At 46.3% G+C, this 17,457-nt stretch carries 18 protein-coding genes; 11 read left to right on the top strand and 7 right to left on the bottom strand.

What is annotated here, in order from left to right; all coding sequences use genetic code 11:
* Nucleotides 1–58: 58 nt before the first annotated feature.
* Nucleotides 59–2,137 (bottom strand): methyl-accepting chemotaxis protein, encoded by a 2,079-nt coding sequence (locus IEW74_RS14720; protein WP_188666549.1) that lies wholly within the window; start codon nucleotides 2,135–2,137, stop codon nucleotides 59–61.
* A gap of 183 nt (nucleotides 2,138–2,320) precedes the next feature.
* On the bottom strand, nucleotides 2,321–3,055 hold the full coding sequence (locus IEW74_RS14715; protein WP_188666547.1) for a substrate-binding periplasmic protein: 735 nt from the start codon (nucleotides 3,053–3,055) through the stop codon (nucleotides 2,321–2,323).
* A gap of 167 nt (nucleotides 3,056–3,222) precedes the next feature.
* Here IEW74_RS14715 and IEW74_RS14710 point away from each other — a divergent pair, with 167 nt between their 5' ends.
* The 6 genes from IEW74_RS14710 to IEW74_RS14685 all read left to right on the top strand — a co-directional run bounded on the left by IEW74_RS14710 (nucleotide 3,223) and on the right by IEW74_RS14685 (nucleotide 8,149).
* A complete protein-coding gene (locus tag IEW74_RS14710) occupies nucleotides 3,223–3,972 on the top strand; it encodes a Crp/Fnr family transcriptional regulator (protein ID WP_188666546.1) in 750 nt (249 codons plus the stop codon).
* A gap of 118 nt (nucleotides 3,973–4,090) precedes the next feature.
* The gene (gene ectA, locus IEW74_RS14705) at nucleotides 4,091–4,621 is read left to right on the top strand and encodes a diaminobutyrate acetyltransferase (protein WP_188666545.1); all 531 of its coding nucleotides are present in this window, start codon (nucleotides 4,091–4,093) and stop codon (nucleotides 4,619–4,621) included.
* Between the two features lie 17 nt (nucleotides 4,622–4,638).
* Nucleotides 4,639–5,916: a diaminobutyrate--2-oxoglutarate transaminase gene (gene ectB, locus IEW74_RS14700; RefSeq protein WP_188666544.1), complete on the top strand. Its 1,278-nt coding sequence runs from the start codon at nucleotides 4,639–4,641 to the stop codon at nucleotides 5,914–5,916.
* Entirely contained in the window at nucleotides 5,913–6,314 is a 402-nt protein-coding gene (locus IEW74_RS14695) for an ectoine synthase (protein ID WP_188666543.1), read from the top strand. The genes ectB and IEW74_RS14695 overlap by 4 nt, the downstream gene beginning before the upstream one ends.
* 61 nt (nucleotides 6,315–6,375) lie before the next feature.
* Nucleotides 6,376–7,827, top strand: coding sequence for an aspartate kinase (locus IEW74_RS14690; RefSeq protein ID WP_188666542.1), 1,452 nt, complete (start codon nucleotides 6,376–6,378; stop codon nucleotides 7,825–7,827).
* A gap of 109 nt (nucleotides 7,828–7,936) precedes the next feature.
* Nucleotides 7,937–8,149: a hypothetical protein gene (locus tag IEW74_RS14685; protein WP_188666540.1), complete on the top strand. Its 213-nt coding sequence runs from the start codon at nucleotides 7,937–7,939 to the stop codon at nucleotides 8,147–8,149.
* Nucleotides 8,150–8,208: 59 nt separating this feature from the next.
* On the opposite strand, the gene proX is transcribed toward IEW74_RS14685, so the two are convergent.
* From proX to IEW74_RS14660, 5 genes are all read right to left on the bottom strand, one after another.
* On the bottom strand, nucleotides 8,209–9,225 hold the full coding sequence (proX, locus tag IEW74_RS14680; protein ID WP_188666539.1) for a glycine betaine/L-proline ABC transporter substrate-binding protein ProX: 1,017 nt from the start codon (nucleotides 9,223–9,225) through the stop codon (nucleotides 8,209–8,211).
* 52 nt (nucleotides 9,226–9,277) lie between these two features.
* Nucleotides 9,278–10,369 (bottom strand): glycine betaine/L-proline ABC transporter permease ProW, encoded by a 1,092-nt coding sequence (gene proW / locus IEW74_RS14675; RefSeq protein WP_188666538.1) that lies wholly within the window; start codon nucleotides 10,367–10,369, stop codon nucleotides 9,278–9,280.
* Entirely contained in the window at nucleotides 10,362–11,594 is a 1,233-nt protein-coding gene (gene proV, locus IEW74_RS14670; protein ID WP_188666537.1) for a glycine betaine/L-proline ABC transporter ATP-binding protein ProV, read from the bottom strand. The genes proW and proV overlap by 8 nt, the downstream gene beginning before the upstream one ends.
* Before the next feature lie 154 nt (nucleotides 11,595–11,748).
* Nucleotides 11,749–12,156, bottom strand: coding sequence for a c-type cytochrome (locus IEW74_RS14665; RefSeq protein WP_188666536.1), 408 nt, complete (start codon nucleotides 12,154–12,156; stop codon nucleotides 11,749–11,751).
* A gap of 258 nt (nucleotides 12,157–12,414) precedes the next feature.
* Nucleotides 12,415–13,212 (bottom strand): alpha/beta fold hydrolase, encoded by a 798-nt coding sequence (locus IEW74_RS14660; protein WP_188666535.1) that lies wholly within the window; start codon nucleotides 13,210–13,212, stop codon nucleotides 12,415–12,417.
* Nucleotides 13,213–13,636: 424 nt separating this feature from the next.
* Between IEW74_RS14660 and IEW74_RS14655 the strand changes: the two genes are divergently transcribed.
* From IEW74_RS14655 to IEW74_RS14635, 5 genes are all read left to right on the top strand, one after another.
* On the top strand, nucleotides 13,637–13,978 hold the full coding sequence (locus tag IEW74_RS14655) for a hypothetical protein (RefSeq protein ID WP_188666534.1): 342 nt from the start codon (nucleotides 13,637–13,639) through the stop codon (nucleotides 13,976–13,978).
* A gap of 132 nt (nucleotides 13,979–14,110) precedes the next feature.
* The gene (locus IEW74_RS14650) at nucleotides 14,111–15,460 is read left to right on the top strand and encodes an IS1380 family transposase (protein ID WP_188666533.1); all 1,350 of its coding nucleotides are present in this window, start codon (nucleotides 14,111–14,113) and stop codon (nucleotides 15,458–15,460) included.
* A gap of 205 nt (nucleotides 15,461–15,665) precedes the next feature.
* Nucleotides 15,666–16,247, top strand: coding sequence for a hypothetical protein (locus tag IEW74_RS14645; RefSeq protein ID WP_188666531.1), 582 nt, complete (start codon nucleotides 15,666–15,668; stop codon nucleotides 16,245–16,247).
* A 270-nt stretch (nucleotides 16,248–16,517) separates the two neighbouring features.
* On the top strand, nucleotides 16,518–16,937 hold the full coding sequence (locus IEW74_RS14640) for a hypothetical protein (RefSeq protein WP_188666530.1): 420 nt from the start codon (nucleotides 16,518–16,520) through the stop codon (nucleotides 16,935–16,937).
* A gap of 29 nt (nucleotides 16,938–16,966) precedes the next feature.
* Entirely contained in the window at nucleotides 16,967–17,362 is a 396-nt protein-coding gene (locus IEW74_RS14635) for a hypothetical protein (RefSeq protein ID WP_188666529.1), read from the top strand.
* Nucleotides 17,363–17,457: the final 95 nt, after the last annotated feature.

Raw genomic sequence — 17,457 nt, 5'->3', positions numbered from 1 at the left:
GAAGCCCTCGACCATTGGATCGAGGGCTTCTTTTTTTGTTTCATTTTAAAGCTTTCTTTCAGCTGACCCGCTCAAGGAAGTCTGTGATTTTTTTGCGTAAAACCTCCCCTTGAGAAGACAAACCCTGCGCCGCAACGTCAATATCGTTAGACGCACTTTGAGACCGATCCGCCGTTTCCTGTAAATGCCTAATTTCCTGCGAGACATTTTGTGTTTCGTTTGCCGCCTGTTCAACGTTGCGAGCAATTTCAACCGTGGTTGCTTTTTGCTGTTCAATCGCCGTTGAAATAGATGTGGACACCACCCGGATTTCCTCAATCACATTTGACACACTGTTAATAGCCTCAACAGAGGTTCGCGTGGAGGTTTGCACCAGTTCAATCTGTTTCGCAATTTCATCCGTTGCATAGGCCGTTTGGTTCGCCAATGTTTTCACTTCACCGGCGACAACCGCAAACCCTTTACCTGCGGCACCAGCGCGCGCGGCTTCAATGGTTGCATTCAAAGCCAGCATATTGGTTTGATAGGCAATGTCATTAATCAACACCACCAATTCACTGATTTGAGATACATTTTGTTCCAGAACACTGATTTTATCGGATGTGTCTTTGGCTTCGCGAACCGCACGTAATGTCGATTCACCCGCCAGATTTACCTGTGTTGCAATTTCCCCAATCGATGCAGACAATTCTTCTGCAGCACTCGCAACCGTTTCCACATTGCCAGATGTGACTTCTGCCGATGACGAAACCGAGGCAGATTGCTGCTGTGTATGCTGCGCAATACCTTTCATTTCTTCGGCAGTTACTTTCATCGTGCGATCTGCAGTATCCAGCCCCTCAAAGACCGAAGCGATCCCGGCCTGAAATTCCTGAATGTCCTTCTCACGCTGGGACTGAAGCTGGATTTTAGCTTCCTGCTCTTTTTCTTTTTCAAGATGCAGTTTTTCCACTTCGGCCAAAGCCACGCGCATATCGGCAAAACTGCTTTCCAGTTCCGCCAGCTCTATGACATTTGCCGGGGCTTTCTCTGTATAGGAGAAATCGCCTTTTTGAATTCTCTGAACATCATCTGCCAATTCCTTCACCCGGACAGACAGGCGTTGACTGGTATAAACAACAAACGGCACAATAATCAGCAAACAGGCCATAATAATCATAAAGACCTTTTGCTGCATATCCTGATAACTTTCCGTGAAATCCGAGGTCGGTGCGGAAATGCCAACCTTAAACCCCGGCCCATCCATATCCAGCGCCACAACTCTTGTATAAAAATCGCCCTGATCCCCGCCGTTAAAGACCGCTTGGATCGCGTCTGAAGCAACAGCCTTGATATCACTGAGGACAGCGATGTCTTTCATCTTATTCGGTAAGGCCACGACCCGGTTCTTCCCGTCATAAATAAAGACAAGACTGTTGGGCGACAATGTTTGATCACTCACATATTGGCTGAGATCTGCAAGAGTCATATCAACCCCAACCACACCTTTGTTATGCTTCAACCCTTGAGAAGCGGTAATTCCCGGCAAGCCAAGCGAATTAAAAACATACACATCCGATAATGTCGCCTTTCCGGCAGAAACAGCCGCATCATACCAAGGGCGTTTGCGCGGATCATAATCCGGTGCCGGTTCGACATGCCCATCCAGCTTGTTTTTATCTTCATCCAAAAATGTCCAGCTTTGAACACGTTCCTGACGATCGTTTATATAGATTGTGCGGACAATCCATGCGGTTTTTTCCGGGGCTTTGTGTTTTACGATAACCTTATCGTTCCCCCGTGTTGCAATCACCTGATAGAAACTGCTGTCATCAAACCCAAAGTAAATGGAATAAAGAGAACTGTTTTCTGACAAAACATTAAAAACCTGATGTTGAACAGCCATCGCCTGCCCGTCATCCGTTGGCTTTTCTGCGACAGTGCTGTTTGCAAACACACCTGACATCTTCATGGGGATATCAATCAGATTGTCAACTTGAGTTACAACCCGGCGCGATGTTGTCTCAAAAAGATTATGGGCAACTTTATGAGCGGCTTCTTGTCCTGTAATCCATTGAGCAATCAAAATTGTTGCAGACGGAAGGCCAATTAAAAGAAAACTGGCCACAATCAATCCTGTTTTAAAACGAAAACGCATTCTTCCACACTTTTACATTTATATTATTTGTAACGCCCAACTATTAAGGCATTTCGCTTATATCTTTGGGCTATAGCTATACAACAAATGTGTAAAGGTGAAAAGTTGATTTAGAATTATTAAAATCTACCTATGTGCGCATTTTTTTCCAAATTGAATGGCAGAAAAACAATACAGAATCACTCAATAATTCGGGGTGATGCCGTATTTATCAAAAAGTTGATCCAGTTTGCCAGACACGCGCAATTTTTCAAAGGCAACTTCCAGTTCATCCATATGAGGATAGGGGGCTGCGCGACTGGTTGCCAGATAGGTTTTAAATGTCTGTATGGGGTCACTATAGGTGATATTGGGGTCATTGAGCTTCTTTAAGGCCCCATCGGCAATAATTTGATCGGTGTACCATGCATCAACCCGGTTGAGACGCAAGAGCTTGATCAGCTCGCTCCCATCTTCCGGAACGCGATAGACACGTTGATATCCTTGTTCCGTCAACCAGTTGTCCCAGCTGGATTTCAATTGCACCCCAATATATTTGTCACGCGCACTTTCAGCCGTTAACTTCGTTTTATTGAAGGTGATAAAATGGGTGCGATTATTAAAAATATTGACCCGCCAGACATAATCCTTGTCCCGTGTTGGTGTCCAAGAGAACGGGAAAATAAGAGATTGCGGTGTGTGCTTCGCCATATATTGCGCACGTGCCCACGGCAGATGGATAATTTGAAATTTCTTATCGGCAAGCTTAAATGTCTCTGCAACAATTTCGTAGGCCAGCCCCGGATTTTGTGGATTATCAATCACAACCGTTGGAAAATAGGACGTAAAGACCGTTGCAACCTCTGATGCTGGCGCATTTTTAACAAAGGTGAACGTCATGGCAAAAAAACAAAAAAATCGCGCGATATAATAAAGCATGAGATTTATTTCTCCCTTACTCAATCTTAGATAAACAAAAGAGAAATATCAAGGCATGTCATACCGCTGAAAAGCGTTAAAAATAACAGCGTTAAAAAATCGTCCCTCCCCTTCGTATCATGCGGTAAAAACGTTGCTTTTTCATGCAAGAAAACTATGATTGCGTTATGGAAAATTTAGCGACCAATCCACTCATTGAGAAATTGAAGCTTTTAATGGATCTCACCGACGATGAGGTGCAGGTCATTCTGGATTTAAGCTTCAAGACGCAAAAATTGCCCAAGGGGCAATCGTTGATCCCTTCGAATTCCGAAAATGTCTCTCTGGTGATGGATGGCTGGGCCTGTCGTTACAAGATTTTATCCGATGGCCGCCGTCAGATTACCAGCTTTATTCTGCCCGGCGATTTAACCGGTGTACGCGCCTGCTTGTTCGGTGTGTCTGATTTTGATACGGAAACCCTGACCGATTGCGTCACAACGTTAATTGATGGCAAAGATATCGCCCGGCTTTTTTATGAAGCCCCCCGTCTCGCCGCCGCTGTTACTTGGGCATCCGCCCGTGAAGAGGCCATGTTAACCGAACATGTGGTCAGTCTGGGACGGCGCAATGCACGCGAGCGTATGGCACATTTGTTTTTGGAACTGCATTCCCGTCTGGAAATTGTCGGTTTTGTCGAAAAACTCGCTTACGGCATGCCCATTACACAAGAAATGATCGCAGATTGTCTGGGCTTAAGTATTGTGCATGTCAATCGCACCCTGAAGGCCATGCGCAAAGAAGGCTTGCTGGAATATTATAACGGATATGTCATCCTGAAAAATGCCAAGAAATTGCGCAGTATCTGCGGATACGACAGCAATCATCTTGAGGGAACCCTGCACCCCGAAATCGCAGACTATGACCCTGACGCCTGATTTCAAGATCACGACTGATAAATCGGATTTGTTTCAGCCTTTTTTTCATTATATGATTAACATAAGTTAAGCGCGTTAACATATGTGAATGTCGAAGAAGCATTAACACGTATCCTCCATGCATATTTTGAAACGGATGCAGGAGGCTCCTATCTTTACTTTCGAAATCCCTGAAAAAAGGGATGGGCGAGAAGTTTATGACTTTATCAAGTCGTGCCCACCTCTGGATTTAAATTCCAGATATGCATATTTTTTACTGTGCGATCACTTTTCAAAAACCAGTATGATTTGCCGGGATATCAGCAATGAAGAAGAAGTCGTCGGCTTTATTGGCGGCTATCGCAAACCGACAGAGCCAGAAACCCTTTTTGTTTGGCAAATTGCCGTTTCCGAAAAATGCCGGGGACATAAACTCTCCCATATGATGCTGGAACGTCTCATTGGCGTTAATGATCCGACACCTGTTGAAAAAGTCGAGGCCACCTACACCCCTTCCAACATGGCCTCCTACAATTTTTTCACCCGCTTTGCCGAAAGTAAAAGCGCACGTGTCGATACATCCGATTACCTGAGCGCGGAAGACCTCAGCGGGGGTGGATCAAACCACGAAGCCGAAAAAAAAATCATCATCTCTTTTGATAAACAGTGACTTACGGAGTAAGCCCCATGAGAATTTTTGAACAAGTTGAATCGCAGGTTCGCGGTTATGTCCGCTCTTTCCCCGCTATTTTTGACAGAGCCGAAGGTGCCCTTCTCTTTGACGAGCACGGCAATCGTTATATCGACTTCTTTGCCGGTGCCGGCACCTTGAACTATGGTCACAATCATCCTTTGATTACAGAAGCAATGATTGAATACCTGAAAGGCAACAGCATTATTCACGGTTTGGACATGGCAACATCGGCCAAGCGTGATTTCTTGCAAACCTTTGTCAATACCATTCTGGAACCGCGCAATATGGAATATAAGGTCCAGTTTACCGGACCGACAGGCACCAATGCGGTTGAAACCGCGATTAAACTTGCCCGTATGGTCAAGCAGCGTTCCAACATCCTGACCTTCACAAATGGATATCACGGCCTGACGATGGGGTCCCTTTCCGTTACCGGGAACAGCTTCTACCGTGATGAATCCTACGGGGTTCGCGCCAATACAGACTTTATGCCGTTTGACGGCTATCTCGGCGAAGGCGTCAACACCATTGATTATATCCGCAAGGTTTTAAGCGATGCCTCCAGCGGGATCGATTTACCGGCAGCCGTGATTGTCGAAACCATTCAGGGTGAAGGCGGGATCAATGTCGCCAGTGCCGAATGGTTGCAGGAACTTGAAAAACTGTGCCGTGATTTTGATATTTTGCTGATCATTGATGATATTCAAATGGGCAATGGTCGAACTGGTAGCTTCTTTAGTTTTGAAGAATCTGGCATTCGTCCCGATATGATTACATTGTCCAAATCCTTGGGCGGTGGTTTGCCCATGTCCATCCTGTTGATGCGCCCTGAGCTAGATCAATGGCAACCGGGCGAACATACCGGAACCTTCCGTGGCAATAACCTGGCATTTGTCGCCGCAACTCAAGCCCTCAAGATGTGGGAAGACGACAGCTTGACCAAACAGGTCTTGCAGTATGGCGAGGTTGTGAAAGCGGCCATGGAAGATATTGTGGCCGAACATCCCGACCTTAACCTGTCCATTCGTGGGCGTGGTATGGCGTGGGGCCTTGATTTCGGTGCACCGGATTTGGCCTCAAAGATTTCTGCAATCGCGTTTGAAAAAGGCCTGATTATTGAAACAGCCGGTGCGGATTCCAGTATCCTGAAATTCCTTGCCCCGTTGGTCATTGATCCAGACCTACTGAACGAAGGACTGGAAATCATTAAAGAGTCCGTTCGTGAATTCACGAAACAGAACAACACCGTCTATATTCAGGAGGCATCATGATTGTCCGACACGTCGATGAAATTAAAGGAACAGAACGCGAAGTAACCGGGGACACCAACACCTGGACCAGTCGCCGCTTGTTGTTGCGCAAAGACGGTATGGGGTTTTCATTCCATGAAACCATTATTCACGCCGGTACAGAAACCCTCATTTGGTATAAAAACCATCTGGAAGCGGTTTATTGTGTGGGTGGTGAAGGTGAGATCGAAGACCTGAGCGACGGTAAAATCCATCCCATTAGCGATGGCACCATGTATGCGCTCAACGGGCATGAAAAGCATTATCTGCGGGCCAAAACAGACCTGCGTATGATTTGTGTTTTCACCCCGGCCCTGACCGGACTGGAAGACCATGACGCGGACGGTGTTTATCCTTTAATTGAGGATGAATGTGCCTAAACCGTTTATACCTGCCTCCTTCGGGGGGCAGGCCTTTTAGATATTTTTTATAGAGAAAACAATGCAAGACAATAGCCTGAACTCCCATACGGTTGAGAAAATAGGCGGAACGTCTATGACCAATGTGGATGCTGTATTTAAGAACATCCTGTTGGGAAACCGTGAAAAAGCCGATATCTATAATCGTGTTTTTGTCGTATCTGCCTATGGCGGTATGACAGACCGTTTGCTTGAACATAAGAAATCACAAAAACCCGGTGTTTATGCCCTTTATAGCAATAGCGAAAGCGATTGGGCATGGGGGGATGCACTCAGTGACGTTGCGCGTGAAATGCGCAAGATGAACGATGAAATTTTCCATGAAGCTGCCGATCGTCAAATGGCGAACCAGTTCATCGAAGATCGCATTGAAGGGACGCGTTCCTGTCTGGTTGATCTCCATCGCCTGTGTTCCTATGGACATTTCCAGCTTGAAGAACATCTGGCAACCGTGCGTGAAATGCTCAGCGCCCTTGGGGAAGTCCACAGTGCCTATAATACAGCCTTGCTCTTAAACCGCCGGGGTGTCAATGCAACCTTTGTGGACTTATCCGGCTGGCGTTCTTTGGATAGCTATACGCTGGAAAAACGCATCAACGAAGCCTTTGATGAGATTGATCTCTCCAGACAATTACCCATCGTGACCGGGTATGCCCAAACATCCGATGGCTTGATGAAACATTATGGACGTGGTTACAGCGAAGTGACATTCTCACAGGTGGCCTGCTTAACACAAGCCCGCGAAGCCATCATTCATAAGGAATTTCACCTGAGCAGCGCAGATCCGAGACTGGTCGGTCCGGAAAATGTCCATGTGATTGGCGAAACCAACTATGATGTCGCAGATCAGCTGTCCAATATGGGAATGGAAGCCATTCATCCCCTGGCCGCCAAAGGATTGCGCGAGCTGGGTATCCCGTTGCGGATTAAAAATACGTTTGAACCGGAACATCCGGGAACAATTATTCGCGATAACTTCTATCCGTCTAAGCCACGGGCCGAGATTGTCACGGGTCTGGAACATGTCTATGAAGTTGAGATTTTCAATCAACACATGGTTGGCACCTTCGGCAATCAGGAAAAAGTACTGGAGACTTTCCGTCGTTTTAACGTACGCACTGTCACCAAAAGTATGAATGCCAATACGATCACCCATTATGTCGCCGCTCCTATTAAACAGGTGCGCCGTTGCGTGGAAACATTGGAAAAGATTTTGCCAGACGATGTTGAAATCAACACACAGAAGGTCGCCCTTGTTTCTATCATTGGGGCCAATTTAGGATGCCAGACCTATTTCCCGCGTGCCGTTTCCGCATTGCATGAAAACGGGATTGCGACTTTGTTCTGCCATACAGGCAGTCGCAATGTGGATATGCAGTTTGTCACCCATGAAGGCGAATTCGCCCAAGCGGTGAAAGTCCTGCATGATACCTTAATGGAAGCCCCTGAAAAACTGGATTGTGCGGCGGCTTAAAATCAGTAATGATATCATTGAAGAAACGGCCCTGCCTGATGGCAGGGCTGTTTTCTTATGTCCCTTGTCATGTTAAGCTTTGAGACATTTCAAAACCGGGTTCTCTTTGATGAAACGCCATGTTGAAAATTTGTTGGGGCTTGCCTTAGGTGCCTTGATTTTACTGTTCCTGTTGATGTTGGCCGTCACGTTTTTTGGCAGTTTCCTTTTAGGGGTATTGACACTTATTGCCAGTATTCCATTGGCTTTTCCCCTCAGCTCAACATTCGTTGCTTTAACGCTTATTGGCCTTCTTGTTCTCACAAAGATCAGAAAAAAATAGGCAAAAGAAAAGCCCTGACATCCAAAGACATCAGGGCTTTTTCTGTCTTCTAAAGTGGCTTATTTAGCAGCGGCACGGGCCGCTTCCAGCCAACCATCAAACATTTTGCGGTTTGCTGCAATCCACGCATCTGCATGACGTTGGGCTGCTTTCCAGCCGCCTTCGCCTTGATCCTTCATTTTCAGGTTTTGCGCAGAAACATCGTTTACAGAAACAGACATCACTTCAAACAACTTGGCTGCTGCCGGGTTTTTCTCGACAAACGCTTTGTTTGCAACGATCATTTGTGCGTTCACTTCGAAACCGTAGTTCTTACCATTCGGCAGCTTGGTGTCAACACCGTTCGGGTGTGCCGATTTCGGAACTTCGATCCATGTGACGTCTTTGCCCGGGACCAAGACACCGGAAACCCAATAAGGCGTCCATGTATAGTACAGGATCGACTTGCCTTCTTTATAACGCGTAATGGTCTCTGCGATAATGGCAGAATATTCACCTTGGTTATGGGTGACTGTTTTGCGCAAATCAAACGCATCCATTTGATGTTCGATCACACGTTCACAACCCCAACCGGGGACACAACCTGCCAGATCGGCCTTGCCATCGTTATTGGCATCAAACAGCTTGGCAAGTTTCGGGTCGGTCAGTTGACCAATGTTGGTGATATTATACTTCTCAGCCGTTTTTTTATCGATCAGATAACCTTGGGCACAGCCTTCGATATAGCCGCCTGTGCGTGACAGTTTTTCATCACCACCGGCTTTGTCGTAAAATGCTTGGTGTAAGGGGTTCCAATGATCTGCCATAAACGTCACATCGCCGTTTGCGATAGAGATATGCAAGGCCGGATATTTGGCATTTTGGACGTCTTTGACGTCATAACCCAGCTCTTTCAATGCTTTCATCACGAGAATGGTCTGGAAATTTTCCCCATCCACATTGTCTTGACCGGGCTGCACAACAACGCCTTTACCCGGCATATGATGATCGGCCATAGCCGGCGCGGACAAGATCATCGCCCCAGCGAGAAAAGCGGCCGCTTTTGCGCCGTGACGAATGAAATGACTGAATTTCATGGATTGTCTCCTCAAAAATTATTAACAACAGTTAAGTGATTAAAATGACGTTTTACGATTTCACAACCAGACTGCGCACCAGACCGACAGGCCCGGTTTCGTACCAATGGCGAATGCCTTTGTGGCGTTTTTCTTCACCCATTGCTTGTGTGATGCGATCCAAGACAATAGCCAGCAAAACAATGCCGACACCGCCAACGGTCGCAAGCCCCATATCCAGTCGCCCGATCCCACGCAAAACCATTTGCCCCAGACCGCCCACCGCAATCATGGAGGCAATCACCACCATGGACAGACACAACATCAACGTCTGATTAACCCCCGCCATAATGGTCGGCATGGCAAGCGGAAGCTGAACTTTAAACAAAAGCTGGCTCGGGCTGGCCCCAAAAGAACGTGAAGCCTCGATCAAATCATCAGGAACCTGACGGATGCCCAAATTGGTCAAACGGATCAAGGGCGGTAAAGCAAAGATAATGGTGACAACGACACCGGGCACGTTGCCGATGCCAAATAACATGACAATCGGCACCAGATAAACAAAGGCCGGGGTTGTTTGCATGGCATCCAGCATGGGCCGCACCGTTGTCGCCGCCTTGTCCGAACGCGACAGCCATATGCCGATGGGCAAACCGATCACCATACTGAAAAACACGGACGTTAAAACAAGCGCCAACGTCACCATTGTTTCAGACCATGCCCCGATCAAACCGATCGTCACCAACGAAACGACAGAGGCCAAAGCCAACCGCTTACTTGCCATTTGCCAAGCAATCAAGCCAAAGATCACGATAACAAGGGCCGCAGGCATCGCTTGTAGGCCCGCCTCAATCCCGCTGAGTGTCGCATCAATCGGGATACGCACGGCCTGAAAGACCGGACGGAAATTGGTAACGAGCCATTCCAGCCCGTTTTCCACCCAGACATCCAGTGGGATGACCGCATGGGAAAAAGGATCAAGGATATTGAAATCCACCTTATCAGCATGTGAATTGGCCAGCCAGTCTGCCTGCGGGGCAGTACTGGATTGTTCGGAAACACCCCAGGCCGTGCCTTCATTTCCCGTTGCGGGGGGAGTTGGCGTTGCAGGTGCAGCAGCTTCAGGCGCCGCGCCCCACGGGTTTGTTGTTGCTTGATCAGCCATGTGCCACTTCCTCCGTTTCCTGATCCAGTGTTTCGAGCAAGGATGTTTTTGTGACCACACCGATATATTTGTGATTTTCATCGACAACGGGCAGACCACATTCGGCATTGGCGACACTGCCGATAATTTCCGACAGGGCCGTATCTGCCGGCAAGGTGTCGATATCTTTAAGAAAGGCACAGGACAGGTCTTGCGCCGGATCAACCTTGATCGCCTCTTTTAAAGATTTGGACGAGACAATTCCGGCAAACTTTCTATCTTTACCGAGAACGTAGGCATAAGAGCGGTCTTCCTGTCGCAATTCTTCCAAGGCGGTACGCAAACCCACACCAGCACGCCCGATCACGGTAACCTGACTTTTACGCGCAATATCTTTGGCACTGAGAACAGTGGAAACATTGACACCACGGAAGAAAGATTCCACATATTCATCAGCCGGATTGTTCAGGATCTCTTCCGGTGTACCGACTTGAATAACGCGCCCGCCTTCCATAATGGCAATACGATCCCCAATGCGCATGGCTTCATCCAGATCGTGCGAAATGAAAATAATCGTGCGCTTATGTTTTTCTTGTAGGGTTAAAAGTTCATCCTGCATTTCACTGCGAATTAAAGGATCAAGGGCGGAAAACGCTTCATCCATCAACATAACAGCCGGGTCGTTTGCAAGGGCACGGGCCAGCCCGACACGTTGCTGCATGCCACCCGACAGTTCATCAGGATAGCTGTGCGCAAAGGCCTCCAGTCCAACTTGCTCCAAGGCTTCCAGAGCGCGCTTGTGACGTTCTTCAAGATCGACACCGGATAATTCCAGACCAAAGGCCGCATTATCAATAACATTAAGATGTGGCATCAAAGCAAAAGACTGAAAAACCATACTCATATCGTTACGACGCAGGTCCATGAGTTCTTTATCAGACATTTTGGCAATGTCCTTGCCATCAAACAGAACTTGCCCCGATGTGGGTTCGATCAAACGATTGAGGAGGCGTACCAAGGTGGATTTCCCCGAACCGGATAACCCCATGACAACAAAAATCTCACCTTCCTGAACGCAAAAACTTGCGTCACACACACCGACGACTTGTTCGGTTCGGTCAAAAATTTCTGATTTGGGAACACCTTGGTTCAGAAGCTTCATTGCTTTGGCCGGGTTTTTCCCAAAGACCTTATATAAGTTTTTGACGACAATTTTTCCGTCGTCGTTTCGCTTATCCTCACTCATAACTTGATCCGTTTCTTGTCTATTCTTTTGTGGATGCAAAATATTTTGGTCGGATGACGATCCATCCGACAATGCCTCTAAATAGTTGATACTTCAATCAACACAGGCCATACGAGAAACACCCGCCAAAAGGCGGGTGCAAATCTTCAGATCCCTATTTCTGTGCTGCTAAATAAGCAATGACATCCGCGCGGTCATCCGCCTTCTTCTTGCCTTTCAGCTTGAAAGTCATTTTTGATTTAACTTTTTTACCAGCCTTGGCAGAGAGGTATTTGGAAGGATCCTGCAGATATTCATCTAAAGAGGCCGCGTCCCAGCTCAGGTTCTCCGCCGCAGCCAGATAGCCTTTTGAATATTTATAGCCTTCTGCCGAAGCACCGTTACTGCCAAAAATACCAAACAGGTTAGGTCCGACTTTATGTTTGCCGCCTTGCTCAATCGTATGGCAGGCTTTGCATTTTTTGAAAACTCGTTCACCTTTTTCCGCATCGCCATCTGCAAAAGCAGGTGCTGTCATCATAGCGAGTGCCATCAGGCTTGTTACGACGAGTTTATTTGACATGTTCCGGTCTCCTTAGTCATTCTTTCCAAACTTATGGAGTAGGAGAAAAACGTCATTTCGTCATTTACATATGTTAATAGAGGCAAAATAAATATCACAATACAATTACTTCACAGGGACAAACTGCCTTTATAATAATTGTTCAAAATTAGAAAACACCCAACCCGACGAATAGACAAGCTGGCACACGATCCCTAATTTATATTTAAAATATAGCGTTGATTATTATCATTATGATGAAAAGGTTAATGTCATTTCTCAGATACTATTTTTGACAACTTCATTACACCAGATCTCATTGACCAAATCCGAATGCGTGATGGGTCCCATATGCCCGCAATCCAGTTGGTAGAACGTCAAATGGCGCAATGTATCTTTTAATTTATGCGAGATGGTTTGCGAGGATATCGGGCTACGCTCCCCCATAATCAGACTGATGGGAAAGGAAAAAGAAGCATAATCGTTTAATGAAAGCGGCTCTTTCAACAAAGCTTCAAAATCCAGAATAACTTTATCCACTTGAGCAATCATGGCTTGCTGCACATTTGGTGGAAAGCTATCAAAGGCACCCTGACCGGACCAGTAATCTATAAAAGCCTGACATAAACGAACTTTATTTCCATTTTTAAAGTCCTCATATAACCCGTCAATCATCCCAAGAATTTGGCTCAACCCCTCACAGGGCGCTTCCAGTAAATGAAAGGCGACAGGTTCAAACAGGTGTAATGATTTTACTTTCAGGGGGTGCTCATACGCCCATCGTAAAGCGGTTGCCCCACCAAAGGAATGACCGATGACATGCACTGTTGTTTCTTCAAGAATATCAAGCTCACCCAAAACCTGATCAATTTGTGCAAGTTCAGATTTAAGACTATACCCCTCTCCCTGTGACGGGAAAGGGGCGTTTCCATAACCAAGCAAATCAATCGCGATCACATGATGTGTAGATGACAATTGCGTCATCAAACCTTTCCACTGTGATTTGGAACTCATGGAACTATGGAGCATTAAAACCACATCTCCCTCACCGGTTTGAATGTAATGGCCCTTGCTCATTGTTCGCTCTCCCTACAATTAAGGTTTGCACCATATAAAAAAAGGCGGGCTAAACGCAAGACACGAATGCAAAGTCGAACATATATTTGAATATTTGACCCGCATATTGTACGTCGCCATATAATTTGTGCCAATCTCGCCGCGCAACAACGGATCAATTTAATATTGGTGTGGCGCCCAATATACCTGCAAGGATTATCGCAAAACCCTCAAACAACACCGTATAAAATCTTCCAAATCGGCAGAGGCTTCATTCGGCTATAGGATATAAAACGCCTCTGCAACCCTGTCTGGAAATCTCTATGAAGGCAGCTTAACAAAAGATCACACTGGTCCTGAATTCTCGAAACTAAAGAATGTGATTGCGCTCAAAGCATGTCCTTCATTATCTTTAGATTCAAAGAACCAGATGAAGGAAAATCCCATGGCCGCGAAGAAAAACCCACTCAAACTGAATAAGCTACAATTACGCACCCTTGCCCTGTCTCAGGTATTGGCGAACGAACCGAATTTATCTGTCAGGAACGAAGAGAGCGGTGCCGTCACCATCAGGCACCTGCCCCACGCCCACGGTGATCATGTGCATGTCGGTCCATTTGTGGTGTCAGCCAAAGATGCCAGTGGTTTTTCCAACCCGGCCGTTTGGGTGGCGTTGAAGCGCAAAGGCCTAGTCATAGACGGCGATTTCGGCGTGACGCTAAGCGCCGAAGGCCTCGCCTACGACACCGGTCTCGGTGAAAAATTCATCGCCCCATCGGATCATTGAGGCAAAATCGGACAAAACACATGCTTAACCCCGAATCCGTCACAAACCTAACCTCTTCACAGAGTAATCTGAACAATAACATAGAGTTATGTTAAAATATGCTATGTGCAAAAATAACAGAGTGTTTTTTCGATGTTGTTTTCCAATCAGGGTAAAAAGCAGGTTGTTGCGGCGTTTGACGGTGGGGAGATCACGTCAGATGGAGGCGTGGTTTTGTTGCGTGAGGCGGCGCATCGGATGGATTTATTTTCACGTTTGGCCGATTGTTTTTGGGATCAGCGAGACGGACGGTACGTGCGTTATAATCTGTCCAATCTGTTAGCCCAACGGGTGACAGGCCTCGCCCTTGGTTACGAAGATTTGAATGACCATGATGCCTTGTGTACTGATCCGGCCCTGCGATTGATGGCTGAAGAAGACAGCGGCAAGCTGGCGTCTTCCGTTACCTTGGGGCGAGTAGAATGCTGTAGCTCGACGGGCAACACACGCTATCACAAGCTCAGCCCCCGGTTTTACAAAATGCAGGAACTGCTGTGTGATCTGTTTCTGGATCATCACGCACAGCACCCCCATGAGATCATTCTGGATATTGATGCCACCGATATTAAAGTGCATGGCCATCAGGAATTTTCTGCATGGAATGGCTATTACGAACAGCGCGGGTTCCTGCCCCTGTACATTTTTGCCGGACCACATTTACTCTGGGCACAACTGCGCCAAGGCGATTGCGATGGGGCCCGTGGCGCACGCCGGGCGATTTCGACCATCGTCAAGCAAATCCACAAACGCTGGTGCAAGGCCAACTCTGTCGATTTTATCTTTGGGCTGGCGCGGAATTCATATCTGCTGCGCAAGGCAACAGAGGCCCGATCGCAAACATCAAAAAAACGGGTGAAAGAGGGCCGCACTTTCCTGAAAAACTTCGGCCTGTTCGCCCATATTCCCAAGACCGGTTCGTGGGGTCGGCCTTACAATGTGATTGCCAAAGTCGAGGATCAAGAGGGCAAAGGCCAACATGTGCGCTTTCTCATGACCTCGCTGGATGAGGCCAGCCCGCGCGTGATCCGCGCGGTTAAAAAGAAGCGCAAAGAGATGTTCGCCAACAAGCAAAGGCCGGGCAAGGATATTGTCGCGCGTGTGCTTTACGAAAATATCTACTGCCCGCGCGGGGATATGGAAAACCGGATCAAGGATTGCCAGTTGGACCTGTTCGGCTATCGCGCCAGTGCCCATAAGTTCCGCTCCAATTATCTGCGCCTCCTGCTGGAGGGTTTTGCCTATGTGCTTGTCACCCATATTCGCCTGAAAGCGCTGAAGGGAACCGAACTGGCCCAAGCCGCCCCCCATACCATCCGCCTCAAATTATTCAAGATCGGCGCAAAAGTGATCCGTTCCGTGCGCCGGATTAAATTGAGCTTCCCGGATGTTTATCCTTATCAAGCCCTCTTCTTCACCGCCTGGAAGCGGCTGGCTCCGGGTTAACAGCCAAAGCCTAAAACTGAATACCCTCTCCCAGCCCTGTCAAAGAGGACGTCTTATGCTGCCTCAAAATCAAACACAAACCATGTAAGGTTGATTTGCGCGTAAATATCCACACAACACCAGAACAAACCACTGAGCGCGGATCGGTTGCACCCTTTTGCCAATGATTTTTGGGTAACTTGGATAAGATTTTATCCGAAAAAAGATGTTTGTGAATTATCCGGGTAAATGGAGAAGGTGCTCTCCAGTTTTAGGGGACGGGTCCATTACCCTGAAAGCCGATTTAGCAAATGGGGAAATCCTGCAAGTCAGAAACGATGCCCTGTTCATCCTGCGCAATCGCCACACAGGGTTGGAACATCTCTTCCTGCTGGAAATTGACCGAGGCACCATGCCGATTGTTACGGGATCAAAGATCAAGGTTGCCAATTCCCAGAACCTGAAAATCCGTAGTAACCTAACAACCAAGATCGAGAAAATCCAAAACATCTTCGATCATTGGGAACTGGCGATCCAAAACCTTGGATCAAGATTTCACCACTTCAAAGGGGCTAAAGTCGTGGTGATCACCGATACAGCAAAACGCACCATTAACATGCTTCAGAAACTAAGCATCCGAGCATGTTACAAATCACAGGGCGTTTTCCTGTTCAGTCATATGGAGGAAGCAAAGCAAGGCGCTTTGACGTGCAAATATGCCGTGCCTCATTGCACAGGCTCATATCAAACACAAAATCTACACCCAAGCGATTCTTGTAAAAAAGAGCCCAAAATATTTAATTTTTAAAAGTTGACCAACGCATTGCAATATTTAAGCGTAAAATTATTCATACATTCTATAATTTTAAAATATACAAATAAAACAAAAACTTAGATGAACCTTACCCAAACATCAGTCCAGATAATCAACCTATACTCGACTAAAATTAAAGGCAAAATTTATTATGCTTGACAAAACTTCCAAAAGCGATCTGAATAAATTCCCTCAATTTGCTATTGTGCAACCTCAAAGAGCGGTGTAAATTTTATTTACTCGTGTTAATTAATAGAGTTTTCTATGCCAACAGATAAAACCGAAGCGAATCTTGAACTTGAAAGAATAGAAGGCCTCCTTTTAAAAACTGAGTTGCTGAATTTAACTCCAGAAATCATAAGTCAACTTCAATCTAGGGCTTCTGAATTAATATCCGATGTTCTTTCATCTAACTCACTCGCTCCATTCAGTAGTGCCTTAAACCAAAATGATAGTTCCGCACCTCAAGAAAAATCTCAGTCAAAGTCTATAAAGATGGAAGATTTGAAAGGAGTAATGGAAAAAATCGAAGATCGCTTCACTAAAATCGAAACTCAACAACATTTTTCACAATTCCCCAATTTCCCAAATCATGTTCGTGGACCCGAGTATATGCCACGTGGCGGTTCTCTCTTTATAGATGATAGAAACGACTGGGAAAGAGCGCTTCCATTTAAACGATAATTTTATGATGCTTTTTCAGGGGTAGCATTGTGAAAATACTAAAAAAAGTATTGAATAAATTCCGTTACGCGCTTGCACACGCTAAGATAAAGTCAAAGCGCTTTTTTGCCGCTAAAGCATTTATCCACATCATCTCAGCATACTATTTAACTAAAGACTTCTGGTGGTTCTTTTGGAAACGCCCTTTTTTGTCAAAACGTCGGTCGATGCCATTTTGTTTGTGGCAAGCTCCACCATCCTATTTAAATAAAAGAGAGCATCATTTCTCAGAAACATTTTCATCCGAAGAACCTTTGCTTTCACCGACTTTAAATAGAAGAAAGTCTGACCCTAAAAAAACATCCGAAACTGCTTTATATTTGATTCCTGATGGCTTAAGAAAATTCCAATTCATTGCAGGTCTTTTAGGGCCTGTTGACAATTAAGGGATTCCCAAACGTTCCAATTTATGATTCAAGAGTCCTTTTGGGATTTTTAGAATGAATACGGATCGTTTTGTCATTAGTGACCATATTTGGGA

It is taken from the genome of Terasakiella brassicae (genome assembly GCF_014641495.1).
GTDB lineage: Bacteria > Pseudomonadota > Alphaproteobacteria > Rhodospirillales > Terasakiellaceae > Terasakiella > Terasakiella brassicae.
This window is presented reverse-complemented; position numbering and strand designations above follow the sequence as displayed.

Excerpts from the sequence above, each read along its gene's own strand:
- IEW74_RS14660 (WP_188666535.1), bottom strand. The coding sequence starts at position 13,212 with ATGAGCAAGGGCCATTACATTCAAACCGGTGAGGGAGATGTGGTTTTA.
- IEW74_RS14655 (WP_188666534.1), top strand. The coding sequence starts at position 13,637 with ATGGCCGCGAAGAAAAACCCACTCAAACTGAATAAGCTACAATTACGC.
- IEW74_RS14685 (WP_188666540.1), top strand. The coding sequence starts at position 7,937 with ATGAAACGCCATGTTGAAAATTTGTTGGGGCTTGCCTTAGGTGCCTTG.
- IEW74_RS14710 (WP_188666546.1), top strand. The coding sequence starts at position 3,223 with ATGGAAAATTTAGCGACCAATCCACTCATTGAGAAATTGAAGCTTTTA.
- IEW74_RS14640 (WP_188666530.1), top strand. The coding sequence starts at position 16,518 with ATGCCAACAGATAAAACCGAAGCGAATCTTGAACTTGAAAGAATAGAA.
- ectA (WP_188666545.1), top strand. The coding sequence starts at position 4,091 with ATGCATATTTTGAAACGGATGCAGGAGGCTCCTATCTTTACTTTCGAA.
- proW (WP_188666538.1), bottom strand. The coding sequence starts at position 10,369 with ATGGCTGATCAAGCAACAACAAACCCGTGGGGCGCGGCGCCTGAAGCT.
- IEW74_RS14715 (WP_188666547.1), bottom strand. The coding sequence starts at position 3,055 with ATGCTTTATTATATCGCGCGATTTTTTTGTTTTTTTGCCATGACGTTC.
- ectB (WP_188666544.1), top strand. The coding sequence starts at position 4,639 with ATGAGAATTTTTGAACAAGTTGAATCGCAGGTTCGCGGTTATGTCCGC.
- proX (WP_188666539.1), bottom strand. The coding sequence starts at position 9,225 with ATGAAATTCAGTCATTTCATTCGTCACGGCGCAAAAGCGGCCGCTTTT.
- IEW74_RS14720 (WP_188666549.1), bottom strand. The coding sequence starts at position 2,137 with ATGCGTTTTCGTTTTAAAACAGGATTGATTGTGGCCAGTTTTCTTTTA.
- IEW74_RS14690 (WP_188666542.1), top strand. The coding sequence starts at position 6,376 with ATGCAAGACAATAGCCTGAACTCCCATACGGTTGAGAAAATAGGCGGA.
- IEW74_RS14645 (WP_188666531.1), top strand. The coding sequence starts at position 15,666 with ATGTTTGTGAATTATCCGGGTAAATGGAGAAGGTGCTCTCCAGTTTTA.
- IEW74_RS14650 (WP_188666533.1), top strand. The coding sequence starts at position 14,111 with ATGTTGTTTTCCAATCAGGGTAAAAAGCAGGTTGTTGCGGCGTTTGAC.
- IEW74_RS14695 (WP_188666543.1), top strand. The coding sequence starts at position 5,913 with ATGATTGTCCGACACGTCGATGAAATTAAAGGAACAGAACGCGAAGTA.
- IEW74_RS14665 (WP_188666536.1), bottom strand. The coding sequence starts at position 12,156 with ATGTCAAATAAACTCGTCGTAACAAGCCTGATGGCACTCGCTATGATG.
- proV (WP_188666537.1), bottom strand. The coding sequence starts at position 11,594 with ATGAGTGAGGATAAGCGAAACGACGACGGAAAAATTGTCGTCAAAAAC.